Genomic DNA, 17,391 nt, shown 5'->3' with positions numbered 1-17,391 from the left:
GATTTTTTATGGACACTGAACGATTGGAATTTCGCTGCAAAATACTTTGTTTGCCCATTCGCAATACGTACAATATTGTTTTGGCTCTCCTCCGTACACTGACTTCAAATCTCCTTTAGTCAGTTTCTTTAAATTTTTCATATAGTTTTAATTTTATGGTTTTGTAAAAATAAAATGAATTTTGTTATATATTATTACAATTTAAAGCTTAATATTTTCATTATTCACACTTTTTAGCTGAAATATTTTATCTAAAAACATTATTTCTCATAGATTATAAGTCGTATAACTATTGACAGTCAAAGCTTTACTATTTTATTTGTTTACAATATCTTCTAAAAACTCAAAAAGAGCTTAAAAGTCCCATCATTAAAGGCATGGTAAACCAAGAAGATCCATTTCGGAACTCCAGAGCAGTTTTACTATTCCTTTGGAATCTAATTCGAAAATGGCTCTTTCCGGAAACTGGCAATTAGAACCCGATTTTTTATCATACCATTTGAAATCATCATAGTAGGTGAAATACAGATTTTTATAGTTTCCGTAAACAATAGGATTGTAATTTCCGAACCCATAGTTGTTTTCTGTACTTTCTTTCGCTGCTGATTTTTTGATAGACTTATTGGTCTCTGAATAATTACTTCCATATTTCAGCGGAATTTCTTTTTCCGAAGCAATAAGCGGATTTCCCACAATATTTTTATCTACATTCAGGATGTAAGCAATATAATCGTTTCCACATTCTGTAGACTGGAAAACCACCTTTTTAATTGTACTTTGCTGGAAAGATTTGGTTCCATAGACAAAATAAGAGTTCTTCATTTCCTTTTTAAAAGCGTTTTCAAACCTTTTATTGTAGTACAATGGGCCAACAGATATTATATCGTAATATTTATAGTCCTTCATATCTCTTCCATACATCCACGGAATGGAATCTTTAACAAGGAAGTTTTCATATTTTTTTGATAGCAAATTATCAGAATCACCAAACTGAACGGGAATACAGATTGCTATATCTTTATTGGTTAGCTGATAAACTCCAAAAACAGTGCTTTCATCAAGCTTATAATTGGGCTCGGCAACAGTAACGCTATCTTTTTTTTGTGCTATTATTTCTGTAGCTGTAGTAGTTGTGGTTTTCTCCTTTTTGCAAGATAAAAGTATCGGAAATACTGCCAGAATGATATATTTTTTCATGATTGAATAGGTTGGATTTGGGGGATAAAAATAAAAAAAGAATCTGCTTTCGCAAATTCTTTTGTATACTTAGGTTGATCTATTTTATTCTAATTCTCTCTTCAAAAACTTCCCAGTCAGGCTTTTCTTAGACTTCACAATTTCTTCAGGAGTTCCCTGCGCTACAATCTGACCACCGTGTTTTCCTCCTTCTGGTCCTACATCAATGATATGGTCTGCCAGTTTAATCACATCCATATTGTGTTCAATAATAATGAATGAGTTTCCTAACTCTACCAATTGATTGATAGCATCCATCAGAATTTTCACATCCTCAAAGTGAAGCCCTGTTGTTGGTTCATCAAGGATATAAAGAGTATTTCCGGTTTGTCTTTTGGCTAGTTCTGTAGCTAACTTGATACGTTGCGCTTCTCCTCCTGAAAGGGTTGTAGACTGCTGCCCCAATGTAATATATCCCAAACCTACATCCTGCAATGTTTTTACTTTTGCAAAGATCTTTGGAATCGGCTGGAAGAAATCTACGGCTTCATCAATGGTCATATCCAATACATCAGAAATGGATTTTCCTTTGTAACGAACTTCAAGCGTTTCTCTGTTGAAGCGTTTTCCGTTGCAGGTTTCGCAGTGAACATATACATCCGGAAGGAAGTTCATTTCGATCACTTTTAATCCTCCCCCCTGACAGGTTTCGCATCTTCCACCTTTTACGTTGAAAGAGAATCTTCCGGGTTTATATCCACGGATCTTACTCTCTGGTAATTCTGCAAAAAGGTTTCTGATATCTGTAAACATTCCTGTATACGTTGCCGGATTAGAACGTGGTGTTCTTCCGATCGGAGTTTGGTCTACATCTACAATTTTATCAATATTATCAAGCCCTTCTATCTTTTTGTATGGTAAAGGTTCCTGGACCGCTCTGTAGAAGTGCTTGTTTAGAATTGGATATAACGTTCCGTTAATCAGAGAAGACTTTCCACTTCCTGAAATTCCGGTTACTACTACTAATTTTCCAAGCGGAACATCCAAGGTTACATTTTTAAGGTTGTTTCCTGTTGCTCCTTTCAGCACAATATTTTTGCCGCTTCCTGCTCTTCTTTCAGCCGGAATTTCAATTTTTCTTTTCCCGTTGATATACTGAGCAGTGATGGTATCTGCTTTTAAAAGATCTTTTGGTTTTCCCTGCCAAAGAATTTCACCTCCAAATTTTCCGGCTCTTGGACCAATATCCAATACCTCATCGGCTTCCAGTATCATATCTTTATCGTGTTCTACGACTAAAACAGAGTTCCCAATATCTCTAAGGTTCTTTAAGGAATGAATCAATCTTTCGTTATCTCTCTGGTGGAGCCCGATACTTGGTTCATCTAAAATATATAAAACGTTCACAAGTTGAGAACCAATTTGTGTTGCCAGACGAATCCTTTGTGACTCTCCTCCGGAAAGGGTTTTTGAGCTTCTGCTTAAACTTAGATAATCCAATCCGACATCAAGTAGAAACTGAAGTCTGGTTTCAATTTCTTTTAAGATCTCGTGAGCGATGATTTTATTTTTCTCAGAGAATTTATCTTTAACATCAGCAAGCCATTCTTTTAAATCTGCTAAACTTAGTCCGTTGACCTCAGCAATATTCTTTCCGTCAATTTTAAAGCTTAAGCTTGAAGGCTGAAGACGGGTTCCGCCACATTCCGGACATGTTTCTTCTGTAGTGAAGTGTCTTTCCAGTAAAATAGCTTCGTAAGATTCTCTTTCATCAATAATTTCTTCCATGAAAGCGATCAAACCATCAAAGCTAATCTTAATCTTCTTGGTAATTCCTGCATATTTCAGGTCTTTATTGAATTCCTTATGGCATCCATTATAGATATAATCCAATGCTTCTTCCGGAATATCCTGTAATGGAGTGGTCATTCCCAATCCGAAGATTTCAAGAATGTTCTTGATCTGTGCCAGAATCCATTTATTAGATTTAATATCTTCCAATGGTAATAAACCTCCCTGGTTGATAGATAGTTTCGGATTATCAATAAAATAATCGGTATTGATCTTTTTGATTGTTCCCAATCCTTTACAGTTCGGGCAGCTTCCTTTTGGAGAGTTGAATGAGAAAGTATTCGGTTCCGGTAATGCTAAAGAGTGTCCTGTTTCAGCATCCATCAAATTTTTGGAGAAATATTCAATCTCTGTACTTCCCAGTTTCTGAATTCCGATGATTCCCTCACCCATTTCCATTGCGGTACGAAGGGATTTTTCCATTCTTCCTTCTGAAGCACTTTCTCCGATAATCCAACGATCGATTACAATATCAATATCGTGGGTTTTATAACGGTCAAGTTTTAAATCGTATTCAATATCCTGTAATTCACCGTCAATTCTGGCCTGTCCGTATCCTTTTTTAGCCATCTGTACGAAAAGTTCATGATAATGTCCTTTTCTGGAACGTACCACAGGAGCCAATAACATGATCTTTTCTCCTTTGTAGTTTTCCTTAATGGTATCAAGAATCTGATCTTCGGTATAACTTACCAATTTCTGTCCTGTAGACAATGAATAAGCATCTGATACTCTTGCATACAAAAGACGAAGAAAATCATACAGTTCTGTAACGGTTCCTACAGTAGAACGAGGGTTCTTATTAGTGGTTTTCTGCTCAATGGCAATAACGGGTGAAAGTCCTTCAATTTTATCTACATCGGGACGCTCCAATCCACCCAGGAACTGACGGGCATAAGCAGAGAATGTTTCTATATAACGACGCTGGCCTTCTGCAAAAATAGTATCAAAAGCCAGTGAAGATTTTCCACTCCCGGAAAGCCCGGTAATTACTACCAGTTCGTTGCGCGGGATCTTAACATTAATATTCTTTAGATTGTGTTCACGTGCTCCGTAAACTTCTATATATTCTGTTGATTTGCTCATAATTTGGAGTGATTTTGCCTGAAAATCACGACGTGCAAAAATACGGATTTTTATGGAATTTTTTTTAATATGAAAGGGTTAAAATTTTTATAATGAAAGTTTATTTCGACTTAATGTTATCTCAATATTTGTATAAATACTGTTTAAAGGTTTTGGCTAAAGCCTATGGACGGGTTATTATTGATAAAAACGGGCTGAAGCCCGTTTTTATTGAATTTATTTTCCCACAGATTGCACTGATTTTCACAGATGATTATGGATAGTACAATGCTGAGTGTTTGAATATAGATGATGCTATTAATGTGAAGTTGGACCTATTTACTATTATTTTGTTCAGTATTTATGGCTTGCTTACATAATATTCCCAGACTGCAGTTCCAATATCGGCAATGATCTTTTCTGTGTCTTTCATTTCTTCATTAATGTTTTTAAGGTATACAGATAAGATCACGTGTTTCCCGTTGGGTAGTTTTATAATTCCCACATCATTCATCGCAGCTCTTATATTCTGTTCATTTCTTCCTGAAATTCCTGTACGGTGGGCTAATTCTGTTCCTGCCGGTAAACCTGCTTTCATCCAGGTTAATCCTCTGGACGTTTCTACCATGATCTGATATAAATATTTTGTGGTTTCCTTTTTTAAAACTTTTCCTTTATAGAATTTTTCTAAAAGATCAGTTGTTGCTAAAGGGGTTGATGTGTTGACAAAATAGGATTCAAAGGTGTTCATTTGTTGCTCATTCAATCGTATGGTGAAATCTTTTATGCCTTGCTGATTAATAAATTTCTGAACCACCGGTGCTCCGCCTACTATCCTAAGCAGGATATCACAGCCATTATTATCACTGTGAGAGACTGTATATCTTAATAATTGATCTAATGTCAAATACATATTTCCTTCCGGATATTCTTCTCTTATCGGACTCCATGTTTCGGGTAATAACTCTTCTTTTTTAATAAAGAACTTCTGATTCAACTTTAATTTCCCTTTATCTACCTGATTTAAAACGGATAACGCAATATGAAATTTAAAAACACTCAGCATGGGCATTTCTTTATTCCCGTTGATGCTTAAAGTATCTTTATCTTCAATTCCTTTTACGGAAATCCCAACAGTTGCATTTTTCGTAGATATGATGGTATTGATTTTACTTCTCAGGTCTTGCATCGTCTGGCTTTTTAACTGAATGCTGAAAAGGCAGATTGATATAAAAAGTGATGCTTTTTTCATGTAAATAGTTTAATGTTTATTCTAAATTGAATATAAAAAATGCCGTATTTGCTACGGCATTTCATATTTTAAATTTGACTATTGGTATTGCTAGATGCCAAAAAAGTTATTTCACAAAGCTATTGTATGCTCCCAGTACACTTTCATAGGAAGAATCAATCTGCTGGATATCATTATCCTGAATCTTTCCTTTTTCTTTAGCATCTCTTATCAGTTTTCTATAAAGATCTAAAAAGTTGGAAGCATTTTTATTGAGGCTTTCAAACTGAGATTTTTTATAAGAATACTGCGGATCTTTCACATCAAAATTCAGCTTAGTATTTGCTTCCAGAGCTTTGGCATATTCATCATATTTTTTCTGAGCTTCTGCCTCATTGAATTGCCCGGAATATTGTTTTCCTAAAAGATCAATTACAGAGTCTAAAGAATTCATCACATTTTTGGAAGAAATAATATATTCTTTCATTGGATGATCTTTCAAAATAACTTCTTCTGCTGCATCGGTAGCTGGTTTAATCTTGGTCATAATATTTTCCCCGGCAGCATAAAAGGCATTCACATCAGCTTCAATTTCTTTTCTGATGGCTTCTGCTTTTGCTCCTTTATCATCTTTATAGTCTTCCGAAGTCATATAAGACTTAAGTTCTTCAATCTTTTTGTCTATATTTTCTTTTTTAGCCTTATAAATATTGAATTCTTTTTCAATGTTGCTCTTTTCTTTATCAAAGCCTGATGGAATTTCTTTAATTTTTGAAAAGGAATAATCCATTGAAGTTAATACAATTGGCATAATCAGTACATTTTCACCTTTTGATTTGGCTACGGCCTCGTCTGCATATTTTAAGATCCTGTCAATATGCTTGGATGTACTTTTATAAGAGTCTATAAAATTGTTATTAAAATCAATAATAGCATTTGCATCTGCCTCGCTTCCCATACTCAAAACTGTGTTAAGTTTTTCAGCACCTTTTTTACAGCTTATCACTGTAGCTGTTAAAGACAGGGCCATTGCGAGTACAATAATCTTCTTCATATCTTTTTATTTTAATTGTCTGATTTACATATCCTGGAATTCTACGTCCTCATTGGTTACCTTTACCAGATATTCAATGCCATCTATTGCTTTGGCAATGATCTGGTTTCTGGTGATATTGGCCATATTTTCCCAATACGCTCTTCCGTAAAAAGAATAATTCTGTGGAACAATTTCTACCTCAACGGTTCTTACGAAACCTTCTTTAGGTTTGTTACTGATCATTGTTCCTCTTCTTACCCTTACTTCCCTCAACTCATCTTTCAGAACCATTCTACAGTAGTTCTTAACGTCTTCAAGAGAAATAATTTTATCTCTTGTTGTTAAAGCATATTTATAAGCCTGAATACTGTCTGTACCTTTCTGTTCTTCTGCTCCACCCAGTGTTTCTGTAAGCAATACAACCGTCTGAGACTTTAGCTGATTGGAAAGTTCAGTCCCGGGACGCATGTGATTGGCTAGTGTACAATGGGTGATCCAGAAAGAAGCGTACGTATGGTCTGTTTTTTCTACAGGTTCCATAATAACGTAATTCAGTTCCTGCCTGATGTTTCTCTTAGCATTGTTCACTTTCTGAACCATAGATTTCATCTTATCTGACATTTCACTCAGAACTCCTTTTACATTATCTCTGTTTAAAAGGGAAAATGCTGCAATTTCATCTCTGGTTAGTTCCAGTACATTTGCAATCATGTCTACAGCATTTCTGTTGGTGAAACGCTCCATTCCTCCTTTTCTTACGGTATACAATCCTTTTTTAAGGTCATCTGCAGGAGTAAATGGTATTTCGGTATATTTTCTTCCGTCCCCATCCTGTACTTCATCTACATATAAGAAATGTTCTCCCTCGTCCGTTACCAAAGGAATGTTATTCCCCATAATATCAAGGCTGTATTCTGTTTTTTCCAGCCTCTGTTATAGATTGGGAAAGCATTTAATACAAATGAGAAGTTATCAAGAATTTCTGCTGAAAACTGTGGTGGAAACTCAAAAGTAAGCCATAAATAACGCTTATTATCCAGGTATTTTACAATTTCTTCTTTTCCGGCAAGGAAATCAAGATTTTGTGGAAGTTGTCCGGGTTCTGAGAACAAACTGCTGGAAAGTCCTGTAATTTCAATGAATTTATGACGGTAGATACTTTTAATATCTTCAATCACTTTATTTCGGATGGATTGTTCTTTAAACATTTGCTCGTAACCATCCTGAGTACTTTCTGTAAGATAGCTTAAACCTTCTCTTACAAACAAAGGATTTCCATTACTTGAAACAGTAATGTACGGTAATAATTTATATACAAAATCCAAATGTTCAAAAGCAGGGTTAGAGCAGAATATGCTCATGTATTTAGGAAAGTATTCGCTGACATATTTGCTGACGTCAACTCCTACAGTTACTTTCCTGTAATCTTCAGGCCTGCCGTTAAATCTGGCAATTGGAATTTTATTAAATCGGTCATCAATACTGTAGCAGGTATTTCCTACAAACATTACGGAAGTATGAACTTTATTGATTCTTACATTCCCTACCGGAGTAAAAGGAATGTTCAATTGTTTATCCGATTCCGATTTCACAGTGGAGGTCATTTGCTTACGGAAGAAAAACTCTGTGTGTTCCAATAAAACTTCAGTAGAATCATAAGGTTGCGTGAAAGCAACCGCATGGGATGGAATAGGATGAGTATAAATAGATGGTGTTAACAGTTTTGCCAGTTTTTCAAGAATTCGGGCGTTTACTGTCTGTATTTCATTATTCGCTTTAAAAACTTCTGTACTGAATGCGTCAATCAATAGTTTTACAAATGGATCTAAAGACTGTGGACTTTTCAACCCCCATACTTTAGTGGCATTCTGAAGCATTCTTGCTTTTACAGATTCTTTGGAATAAATATTTTGATCTAGGTTCATAATTTTTTTCTCTATTAAAAATTTTAATCAATAGACATCGGGCTCAGGAACAGCTCTGTTGAAAAACTGAAACGTTCTCCTGTTTCCTCCATTTTGGCATTGATGGCAATTCTTACTTTCTTTTTAATTTCGGTGTGTTCTTTGGTATCGTAACTGTGTTCTACAAATTGGATGTTGGCATCTATCTGCGGCTGTACTATTCTCGGTTCATATTCCTGGATCTGTCTTCTGAGACTTTTAACAAAAACGTTTTCCCAGATGGCACTGGTTACTCCATTATCAAATTCCAGGTTCCAAACATCGTTTCCATAGTTTTCATCGTATCTGTTCTCCCCTTTTTTGGTGGTGATCAGCAGCATAATATTGTGGGCAATACTTTCCCCCATATCGCAGGTATCGATACTTCCCCCTTCTGTCATTAGTGTAGACGGTACAAAGGGCATTCTGTAATTTGGTGTATCCATAACTTCTTGTTTTTTACTTCATGGTTCCGTTTGCTTAAAAACGAAATACCAAAATACACATTTTCACTAAATAATTGTTATAATAAATTAAAATATTATTCAAAAGCCAGGGCCTTCAATCTGAATTGAAAGCCCTGAAACCATTATCTATATTGTATTCTTTATGTTAATCTATTGATCTGCTTTTCTCCGGTTAATGAAATAGTATACCGGAAGTCCTAAGAGTACCAGTAAAAATCCCGGCCATGTATATTGCTGTTTATATATTAATAATAGGATACAGAAAACAGTTCCTATAATAAGGTAGATGATTGGCGTTACAGGATATAACCATGTTTTATAAGGTCTCTCTAAATTAGGCTGTTTAATTCTTAAATAGATAACTCCGAAAACGGTAATCATATAGAATAGAACGATCACAAAAGAAATCATATCCAGAAGATTTCCGTATTGCCCGCTCAGACATAGTAAAGAAGCCCAGATTCCCTGCATCCATAATGCGTTTTCCGGTACTTCATTTTTATTATTCTTTTCTGCTGACTTAAAAAACATTCCATCTTTTGCCATCGTCTGGAAAACCCTTGCTCCGGCTAAGATCAATCCATTATCACATCCGAAAGTTGAAATCATTACTAGCACCGCAATAATAACAGTTCCAGCGCTTCCAAAAATATTCTGTGATGCAGCTACAGCTACTCTGTCATTCGTGGCAAAGGCAATACTGTCTCTGTCTAAAGCATTTAAATACACAAAATTAACCGCTATGTATAAAATCATCACGGCAGAAGTTCCGTAAATCATTGATTTTACTACATTTTTCTTTGGATTTTCAATTTCTCCGGAAACAAATGTTACACTTTCCCAGGCTACAGAACTGAAAACAGAACCTACCATAGCTGCTGCAATTCCACCCATTAAGGTCATTCCACCAATAGGTTCCCAGCCTTCTTTCAGGAAATTTCCGCTCAGATCTTTTTTCAGATTATTAAAAGAATCCATACCCAAACTGAAATTTTCAGATAAATGAGAAAAATCAACCAGGATAAATCCAGCTGCAATCAATCCTAATAATGCGATGATCTTTGATCCTGTAAAGATATTCTGTAAAAACTTTCCACTTTCAACACCTCTTGTATTGATATAGGTAAGCAGAAGAATAATAGCAATTGCTAAAATTTGTATCCAGGTAATTTTAAACTCACCGCTTTGGAAGATAGGTGCAGCGTCATTAAGTGATGGGATCAGATAAGCTGTAAATTTACCGAAAGCCATTGCTACTGCAGCAATTGTTCCAGTTTGTATCACGGTAAATAATCCCCAGCCGTAAAGAAACCCCATCTTTTTACCAAAGATCTCTTTCAGATAAGTGTATTGTCCTCCAGCTTTTGGAAACAGGGCAGAAAGTTCTCCATAGCTTATAGCTGCGGCTACAGTCATTATTCCGGTTATAATCCAGACAACAATCAGCCAGTAGCCGGAGCCCAGATTCCGCATCATGTCAGCGCTTACAATAAAGATTCCACTTCCAATCATAGATCCCATTACGAGCATAATGGCATCCCATAGTTTCAGTTTTTTATGCATAGTCAAGTATAGGCGTCAAATATAAACAAATCTCTCTTTCATTTTGAATTTTATTAAAAATTTACACAAGAGTCTATTTATTATTAATTTTTATCGATTTATGATTCAATATTAATTAGTATTTTTGAAAAAAATATTAAACATGAAATTTAAAGCTATTCTATTTGCAGTGGCTGTAAGTGCTTCTACACTTGCATTTGCACAGGAGACATCACAAAAGAAATTTTCACCGCCGGCTGGTAATGCCCTGTTAGGTGATACTTATGGAGCGGGAGTTGCTGCTAATACAGAATCTAAAGCAATTACAGTAGACAAACTGGGAAAGAAACTTAAAAAAGAAAATAAAAAACTGGAAAACGTAGCCATCAAAGGGAAAGTTACCGATGTTTGCGAGAAAAAAGGATGTTGGTTAACCATCCAGACTGATGATAATTCACAGTTTTTTGTAAAGATGAAAGACTATGCCTTCTTTGTTCCTACTGCTTTAAAAGGTAAAAATGTAGTTTTGGAAGGAAATGCTGAAAGAAAAGTAATTTCTGTAGATGAACAGAAACATTATGCTGAGGATGCTAAAAAACCTCAATCTGAAATTGATGCTATTACACAGCCTAAAGAAGAAATCAGATTCCTGGCTAGTGGAATTAAGGTAGTAAACTAAAGAATTTCTACAATTGAAGAAAATACTAAAATATCTTGCAGATTTTGCAGATTACGTAAATCTTAAAAATTAAGAAAAGAGAAATTTGTATTTATCTTTTTTTGAAAGAAATTTATCTATATTTTTATTCATAAATATTATATAAAAATATATTCGGCAGCCTGTTGGGCTGCCGAATTTTTAATCTTCTATTGTAAAATCTACTACTGAATCCAGCTTCGGATATTTATTGGCAGAAATAAATTTCTTTCCTGTGCAGTCAACTTCCAGCCAGCCTTTTCTTTTTTTAACATCTCCCGCTTCCATCACAAAAGGGACAAAAGAAATTTCCTCTTTTCCATCCTCTTTCATTTCTCTGTACTGAACTGCAATATCTAAAATACACTCATGTTCTGTATTCAGTTTAACATTTCTATAGATAATATCATAATGGGTTTCTCTATTCTCTGGGATATCAAGATAAGTTTCCCATCCAGTAATATCTGAGTTCAATTCACTGATTGATTTCAGTGCATAATATAAAGCAATCGTATAATATTTTCTTGTTCCCTTTCTGGTATAATCATCTACAAAATGACCGCCTTCAAATAATATAGTAGGCATACCGGCCTTTATAAAATTATCACCAGTGGAAGTCGGATAAAATTCATCTGAATATCTTCCAATTTGGTTAGGGATCATTTCTTTTAAGTGGTTATAAATATTCCCAATAACCGCCATACATTTTTTCCTGTTTTCCGTAATGGTACGCTCTACATTTTCAGAAGGTGCCAGAAAAGAAAGAGTGGCTGGGTGAATACCATCTGTAGTAAAAATGGTTCGTTGTTCATGAAGATTCAAAGCATAGTCATACCTCTTTGAAGTAGCTGCTTTTTTCAGAAACTTAATCTCTTTACTTGCCTCGTTGTGGAAGTCACGATTTAGGTCTATATCTACAGCATTTAACCTTGTCCATCTTTCAGATCCGTCAGGATTCAACATAAAGATAAAATCCAGTCTGATTTTACTGAACAACTCTTCCTTCATTTCAGGAGCTTTATCAAGGCTTGTTAATAGATCAAGCATAGCATGGGTAGCATTGGATTCATTCCCGTGCATTTGTGACCAGGCCAATACCTGAATGTTTCCGGTTCCGATGCTTAGCTGATAAATAGGCTTCTCTAAATACGATGTTCCGATCTCTTGAATGTAATCGCTGAGATTCGCCTGTAAGTAAGAAAATAATTTTTCAGGGGAAATATAGCGATTAGAAAAATCAGGGTTCTGAGAATAGATATGTTCAAAGTTCATTGCTGGAAAATAATTTACTGAAACCAAATTTAACCATTTTAAGGCATACAATAAACATTAACATTTGTAAATAGCACGAAAATGAATAAAATTCAATAAATTTTTGTAAACAAGTTTTGATTTACAAAAGTTAAAATTAGAATTTTATTTGTTGTTGGTTGATTAACATAAGTAACATTATTAAACAGCTTGTATTGACAAAATGTCTGTTGATAAAATTGTGGATTGCGAATAATTTAATTGCATATACTTAAGTGTTACAATTTCAATTAGTTATAACATTCATCTAAATACTATTTGTAAGAATACTTGAAGTGGATAAATGCCTATTTTAGGACAATTGGGCATATATTTTTTAAACATATCAATTGTGGAAAACAGGGTATTTTACCATTATATACAAATGTAAAAACGAGATAAGTTTTAAAAAATGCCAAAATTTGACCTAGAATTGATTTTTTAGAGAGCTTTAAAACTTAGCGAAAAATAATTCATCAATCAAATAGAGTATATCTGTAAATAATGCGCTAAATCTTCCCTAAAAGAATGTTTTACAAGATTAATTTACTTATGTATATTAGCTTTAAACCTAAATATATTGATACATAGCCCTTATTTTAGAGATTTATTGTTTATATTGGAGTTAACCATTGTAAATTATAAAAAAGGGAAAAACAGTTTATTAAAAGGGTCTTTTACCAGCTAAAATTTACATTAATAATCCCTTTTTAAAGGTCATTTATCAGGAATATGATCCTAAAATTGAATTCCTTCATCGGATAAATTTAGCCTCTACAATAGTAAAATACATTTGTAATTGAATTGTAAATAACTATATATTAACGAATTAAACTAATGTTACAATTGTATACTGGCAAATTCTTCTTTTATTTACATTTGTAGTTTGTTTTTGTAAATTTTATTATTTACATTTGTAATATAATTAATGGCTTATTTTTATGAGTTTAAATGAAAGAATTTCAAAAGTTATAGAGTACTCCCGACTTACTCCATCTGAATTTGCAGATGAGATTGATGTACAACGTTCATCTATTTCCCATATTACATCCGGAAGAAATAAACCGTCACTGGAATTTATCATAAAAATTAAATCCCGTTTTCCTGAACTTCTTTGGGATTGGTTAGTAACTGGTGAAGGTGAAATGTTAAAATCAGAGTTACCGGACATAAAAATCATGGAAGAACAGCCTGAAGAAGATCTGGTAAAAACAACTCCTCTACCCGACCTTTTCACCATGATCAACGAAGATGATGAATTTGGAGCTGATGAAATCGAAACTGAGCATCCTCTAACAGCTTCTGGAGAATCGGTTATATCAACCCAAGATAAAGCCTCGGAAAAAATATCGGATTCTCAGCGATTAGAAAATTCTCCTGAGGAAATACTAAGTCAAGTTATTGGAAATCAAACCAATAAAATAAAACGTATTGTTTTGTTCTATGAAAATGGAAAATTCGAGAGTTTTGAGCCTTAGGATTCAAAATTCATAGTCTAAACCTGAAAATTATTCTAAGAATATATTCAAATATCAATTGGTAGTTTCAATGTACCACCAAACTTATTAATCGTAAAATTGAATATTAAATATTTAATCGCCACGAATGCACGAATGATTTTATTTGTGCATTCGTGGCTAAAATAATCATGCAATTGAAGGTACCAAGGGTAAAATTAATTCCATTGACTCTTGATAAGCGGATGAATAATCATACAATTTCTCACATTATACAGATTCAAAATCTGCGTAAATCCCGTGGATCTGCGAGAAAATAATAAACTAATTCATTATTAAAAAGCAAAGCCGAATGATCCTTTGACGCAAAGTTTTTAATAAAAGCTATGCATATTTCAAGGGAGCTAAGAAGGAATCAATTTCATTGATTCTCGCTAAGCGAATGCATAGCCACAGCTTCTTCAGCGACAAAGTCGCAGCTCTTTGCTTACTAAAATAAAACATTTGAATCATTAATTCTTTGTGTCAAAATCATATACATTTTCGAAAATTATCCGGTTAAAAATCTGCATAAATCCCGTGGATCTGCGAGAAAATAATAAACTAATTCATTATTAAAAAGCAAGGCCGAACGCTTCTTTGACACAAAGTTTTTAATAAAAGTTATGCCTATTTTAAGGGAGCTAAGACAGAATCAATTTCATTGATTATTACTAAGCGAATGTATAACCATACAGCTTCTTCAGCGACAAAGTCGCAGCTCTTTGCTTGCTAAAATAAAACATTTGAATCATTAATTCTTTGCGACAAAATCTTATACATTTTTGAAAATTATCAGAGCTCAAAATACGTGTAAATTTCTTAGATCTGCTAGGAAATTATTCTTATGAAAAACTTAAAATCGAATTTTTTGAAGCTAAAATTTCATATAATAATTGAGGTATATTGAAAGAATAAAGGTGAAATAAATTCATTAATTATAAGTAAAAAAATTAAAAACCTGGCCAAGAAAAAGGCCAGGCAAAAAATATTTGAAGAAGAAAACTAAAGCTATTTGCTTTATTTTGTTTTTTTTAATTTGGTAAATTTCGGGGGTTGTTTAAGCTTTTTCATTACTCATTTAAATGTGTACACCCAAGAATTTTAACGAATTTATATAGACAATTAATGCATTCAGAAACCCAAAAATCCTGTCACATTATAACAGAATCGCAGCAGGTATTTTTACTCACATATCAGTTTTTTATAGTTTTATCAAATATAAAAATTAAAAACCAAATCATCAATAAAAATTGAATTATTTTAATAAATAATTACTATTAACAGTAAAAGGTTAGTTAATTACAAATACAAAGTGTAGTTTGTAAATTAAAGAATCTATAATAAATACAATAATTTTTTAGAATAGCTCAAATAAAAAAGACCTACATATTCTGTAGATCTTTTCTTTATTTTATAACAACAATTATTATTGTTTCTTTCTTCTTTCCAATTCTTTTTTGATCAGTCCAAGCTCTCTTCCGGTCTGTCCGGCTACAGAGGTATTTTCCTGGGCTCTTCTCGTAAGATATGGCACTACATCCTTTACAGGTCCATATGGAAGATATTTAGCTACATTATAGCCTTTATCAGACAGGTAGAAGGAAATATTATCACTCATCCCGTAAAGCTGTCCGAAATAAACGTGTGGATTCCCGTTTTCCAAAGATTTGGCTTTCATTTTATCCATAATCAATTCGGAAGAGATTTCGTTGTGCGTTCCAAAGAATGCAGATACTTTATCCAGGTGATTCATTACAAAGTCAATTCCTGCATTATAGTTCTTATCTGAAGCTTCTTTAGTAGGCTGAATAGGGTCTGCATATCCCTTTTCTGCTGCTCTGGCTCTTTCTTTCTCCATATAAGCTCCACGAACAATCTTATATCCAATAAAATAGTTCTTTTCTCTTGCTCTCTGAAGATTTGCTTCCATATATTCCAGCCTTCCTGTTCTGTACATCTGGATGGTATTCCAAACGATAGGTTTTTCCTGGTTATATTTCTCCATCATCTCTTCACAAAGTTGGTCTGCGGAATCCTGCATCCAGGTTTCTTCTGCATCTACCATCACTTTTTTGTCATTTTCATGGCAAAGAGCACATACTTCATCAAATCTTCTTACCACTCTCTCCCATTCTTCCTTTTGACTGGTCGTAAGCTCGGCTCCTTTTCCAACAGCTTCATAAAGATCAATTCTTCCGAATGCCGTAGGTTTAAATACGATAAAAGGAATCGCCGGATTTCCAACTGAAAATCTTACGATATCTTTAATCTCCTTACATACTGCATCAAAAGTCTCTTCATCTTCTTTCCCCTCAATGGAATAATCGAAAATACTTCCAACTCCTCTTTTGAAAAGCTGTTTTACTACCTTCATACTTTCCTCACGGGTTTCTCCACCGCAGAACTGCTCAAACAAAGTGCTTTTTACAATTCCGGTAACGAATGGAAAGTTGTTGTGTACTGTAAAATTAAGAACGGATGTTCCAAGGCTGGTAAGAGTGGGCTGTTCAATCATTTTAAACATCCAGTAAGCCTTTCTCAACTGTGCATCTGTCTTGTCTGCAAATGCAACTTTAGTATCATTAAAAATGGGCATTCCTATTTATTAAATTTAATTACGCAAAGGTAATAATAACCTGAGTTTATTTAAAGAATTTTTATCATAATTTATGCTCAATTCCGTTTAAAAGCATTGCTATAATTCCTACAAAAACCCATAAACGTAATATATTAAGTGTGAGGAAGTTGCTTTTTCGGGTGGAATTTAAAAAGAGATAGATGCAAAGAATCATCACAAACAGGCCTCCTGCAAAATAATAAGCCATAAATCCAGTAACTCCTGTTTTCATAATAATTTTCATTGAAACAGCCATTGTTATCAGGAGTAAAGATATGAGGATCGTCTTCGTATTTCTGGTTTTAAAATAATTAGGAATGGTAGTATATCCAAATGTTTTATCTACACTTCTGGTTAGGGTATCTTTTACAATATCAATGCATAAAAGAATCAGAAAAAGAAAAACAGCCATCAGGAAAACCTTTTTAGAAAAAGTTTCATAATACACCATCATTCCGAAGAATGGATATAGGGTAAGGCTTACAAAAGTGAGATTATTCAGGATTAATATTCGGCTCAATTTATGGCTGTAAAACCACATAAAGAACTGATACACTACAAAAAAGATGAAAACATTATGAGAGATCATCCAGGCTACTCCTAACGAAATGGCACTTAATCCCAGATAAGCATATAGAAAATATTTCTGCTTAATGAAGCTTTGAATTCTGGTTCTGAAAGGTTTTACAATATGATCTTTTTCCAGATCATAAAACTGATTAATGATTCCTCCTGCTAAAATGGTGAGAACAGTACAGAAAATAATCCCGTGTACTTTGAAATCAAAGACAAAATTTCTGAAAGACTCTTCCTGATTAAAAAGGAAAAACGTGGAAACATAAAGGGCAAATGTAAGGAGAGCTGCTACAAAAAAACGTGCTCCGAGTAAAAAGCCCACGAATTGTGAAAATCTGTAATATAGAGATTTTGAGATATAATTTTTGGATTGGAAAGTTTCTTTTTCAGAATTCATTTCC

The 17,391-nt window shown here is 33.9% G+C and carries 15 protein-coding genes; 3 read left to right on the top strand and 12 right to left on the bottom strand.

Features of this window, described 5'->3' with window-relative positions:
• Positions 1-6: 6 nt before the first annotated feature.
• From BOQ64_RS24875 to uvrA, 3 genes are all read right to left on the bottom strand, one after another.
• Positions 7-141, bottom strand: coding sequence for a bacteriocin-like protein (locus tag BOQ64_RS24875; protein ID WP_073300311.1), 135 nt, complete (start codon positions 139-141; stop codon positions 7-9).
• A gap of 228 nt (positions 142-369) precedes the next feature.
• Entirely contained in the window at positions 370-1,197 is an 828-nt protein-coding gene (locus tag BOQ64_RS13690) for a hypothetical protein (RefSeq protein WP_129057394.1), read from the bottom strand.
• 84 nt (positions 1,198-1,281) lie between these two features.
• Positions 1,282-4,113 carry an excinuclease ABC subunit UvrA gene (gene uvrA / locus BOQ64_RS13685; RefSeq protein ID WP_129057393.1) on the bottom strand — a complete coding sequence of 944 codons (2,832 nt, stop codon included), beginning with the start codon at positions 4,111-4,113 and terminating at the stop codon, positions 1,282-1,284.
• A gap of 92 nt (positions 4,114-4,205) precedes the next feature.
• Between uvrA and BOQ64_RS23125 the strand changes: the two genes are divergently transcribed.
• Positions 4,206-4,376, top strand: a complete 171-nt coding sequence (locus BOQ64_RS23125; RefSeq protein WP_164975809.1) for a hypothetical protein — start codon at positions 4,206-4,208, stop codon at positions 4,374-4,376.
• 77 nt (positions 4,377-4,453) lie between these two features.
• On the opposite strand, the gene bla is transcribed toward BOQ64_RS23125, so the two are convergent.
• The 6 genes from bla to BOQ64_RS13660 all read right to left on the bottom strand — a co-directional run bounded on the left by bla (position 4,454) and on the right by BOQ64_RS13660 (position 10,332).
• A complete protein-coding gene (gene bla, locus BOQ64_RS13680; protein WP_129057392.1) occupies positions 4,454-5,344 on the bottom strand; it encodes a class A beta-lactamase, subclass A2 in 891 nt (296 codons plus the stop codon).
• Positions 5,345-5,450: 106 nt separating this feature from the next.
• A complete protein-coding gene (locus BOQ64_RS13675) occupies positions 5,451-6,377 on the bottom strand; it encodes a DUF3829 domain-containing protein (protein ID WP_129057391.1) in 927 nt (308 codons plus the stop codon).
• Between the two features lie 24 nt (positions 6,378-6,401).
• Positions 6,402-7,256: a hypothetical protein gene (locus tag BOQ64_RS23965; protein ID WP_228448374.1), complete on the bottom strand. Its 855-nt coding sequence runs from the start codon at positions 7,254-7,256 to the stop codon at positions 6,402-6,404.
• On the bottom strand, positions 7,232-8,284 hold the full coding sequence (locus tag BOQ64_RS23960) for a type VI secretion system baseplate subunit TssF (protein WP_228448373.1): 1,053 nt from the start codon (positions 8,282-8,284) through the stop codon (positions 7,232-7,234). The genes BOQ64_RS23965 and BOQ64_RS23960 overlap by 25 nt, the downstream gene beginning before the upstream one ends.
• A 23-nt stretch (positions 8,285-8,307) precedes the next feature.
• Positions 8,308-8,748 (bottom strand): GPW/gp25 family protein, encoded by a 441-nt coding sequence (locus BOQ64_RS13665; protein ID WP_045497241.1) that lies wholly within the window; start codon positions 8,746-8,748, stop codon positions 8,308-8,310.
• A gap of 171 nt (positions 8,749-8,919) precedes the next feature.
• Positions 8,920-10,332, bottom strand: a complete 1,413-nt coding sequence (locus BOQ64_RS13660) for an APC family permease (RefSeq protein WP_129057390.1) — start codon at positions 10,330-10,332, stop codon at positions 8,920-8,922.
• Positions 10,333-10,474: 142 nt separating this feature from the next.
• On the opposite strand from BOQ64_RS13660, the gene BOQ64_RS13655 reads away from it, so the two are divergent.
• The gene (locus BOQ64_RS13655) at positions 10,475-10,990 is read left to right on the top strand and encodes a DUF4920 domain-containing protein (RefSeq protein WP_129057389.1); all 516 of its coding nucleotides are present in this window, start codon (positions 10,475-10,477) and stop codon (positions 10,988-10,990) included.
• A gap of 180 nt (positions 10,991-11,170) precedes the next feature.
• On the opposite strand, the gene BOQ64_RS13650 is transcribed toward BOQ64_RS13655, so the two are convergent.
• Positions 11,171-12,280 (bottom strand): M14 family zinc carboxypeptidase, encoded by a 1,110-nt coding sequence (locus tag BOQ64_RS13650; RefSeq protein ID WP_129057388.1) that lies wholly within the window; start codon positions 12,278-12,280, stop codon positions 11,171-11,173.
• A gap of 959 nt (positions 12,281-13,239) precedes the next feature.
• Between BOQ64_RS13650 and BOQ64_RS13645 the strand changes: the two genes are divergently transcribed.
• Positions 13,240-13,776 carry a helix-turn-helix transcriptional regulator gene (locus tag BOQ64_RS13645; RefSeq protein WP_129057387.1) on the top strand — a complete coding sequence of 179 codons (537 nt, stop codon included), beginning with the start codon at positions 13,240-13,242 and terminating at the stop codon, positions 13,774-13,776.
• A gap of 1,447 nt (positions 13,777-15,223) precedes the next feature.
• On the opposite strand, the gene BOQ64_RS13640 is transcribed toward BOQ64_RS13645, so the two are convergent.
• Positions 15,224-16,393 (bottom strand): proline dehydrogenase family protein, encoded by a 1,170-nt coding sequence (locus BOQ64_RS13640; protein ID WP_129057386.1) that lies wholly within the window; start codon positions 16,391-16,393, stop codon positions 15,224-15,226.
• A gap of 64 nt (positions 16,394-16,457) precedes the next feature.
• Positions 16,458-17,387, bottom strand: a complete 930-nt coding sequence (locus BOQ64_RS13635) for a UbiA family prenyltransferase (RefSeq protein WP_129057385.1) — start codon at positions 17,385-17,387, stop codon at positions 16,458-16,460.
• Positions 17,388-17,391 lie beyond the last annotated feature (4 nt).

Source organism: Chryseobacterium sp. CH25 (assembly GCF_004119455.1).
Lineage (GTDB): Bacteria > Bacteroidota > Bacteroidia > Flavobacteriales > Weeksellaceae > Chryseobacterium.
Note: the sequence above shows the minus strand (reverse complement) of the source record. Positions and strands in the feature narration are given on the sequence as shown.

Coding starts and splice junctions, on each gene's coding strand:
- BOQ64_RS23965 (WP_228448374.1), bottom strand. CDS start 7,256: ATGGGGAATAACATTCCTTTGGTAACGGACGAGGGAGAACATTTCTTA.
- BOQ64_RS13660 (WP_129057390.1), bottom strand. CDS start 10,332: ATGCATAAAAAACTGAAACTATGGGATGCCATTATGCTCGTAATGGGA.
- BOQ64_RS13635 (WP_129057385.1), bottom strand. CDS start 17,387: ATGAATTCTGAAAAAGAAACTTTCCAATCCAAAAATTATATCTCAAAA.
- BOQ64_RS13655 (WP_129057389.1), top strand. CDS start 10,475: ATGAAATTTAAAGCTATTCTATTTGCAGTGGCTGTAAGTGCTTCTACA.
- BOQ64_RS13690 (WP_129057394.1), bottom strand. CDS start 1,197: ATGAAAAAATATATCATTCTGGCAGTATTTCCGATACTTTTATCTTGC.
- BOQ64_RS24875 (WP_073300311.1), bottom strand. CDS start 141: ATGAAAAATTTAAAGAAACTGACTAAAGGAGATTTGAAGTCAGTGTAC.
- BOQ64_RS13650 (WP_129057388.1), bottom strand. CDS start 12,280: ATGAACTTTGAACATATCTATTCTCAGAACCCTGATTTTTCTAATCGC.
- bla (WP_129057392.1), bottom strand. CDS start 5,344: ATGAAAAAAGCATCACTTTTTATATCAATCTGCCTTTTCAGCATTCAG.
- uvrA (WP_129057393.1), bottom strand. CDS start 4,113: ATGAGCAAATCAACAGAATATATAGAAGTTTACGGAGCACGTGAACAC.
- BOQ64_RS23960 (WP_228448373.1), bottom strand. CDS start 8,284: ATGAACCTAGATCAAAATATTTATTCCAAAGAATCTGTAAAAGCAAGA.
- BOQ64_RS23125 (WP_164975809.1), top strand. CDS start 4,206: ATGAAAGTTTATTTCGACTTAATGTTATCTCAATATTTGTATAAATAC.
- BOQ64_RS13645 (WP_129057387.1), top strand. CDS start 13,240: ATGAGTTTAAATGAAAGAATTTCAAAAGTTATAGAGTACTCCCGACTT.
- BOQ64_RS13675 (WP_129057391.1), bottom strand. CDS start 6,377: ATGAAGAAGATTATTGTACTCGCAATGGCCCTGTCTTTAACAGCTACA.
- BOQ64_RS13665 (WP_045497241.1), bottom strand. CDS start 8,748: ATGGATACACCAAATTACAGAATGCCCTTTGTACCGTCTACACTAATG.
- BOQ64_RS13640 (WP_129057386.1), bottom strand. CDS start 16,393: ATGCCCATTTTTAATGATACTAAAGTTGCATTTGCAGACAAGACAGAT.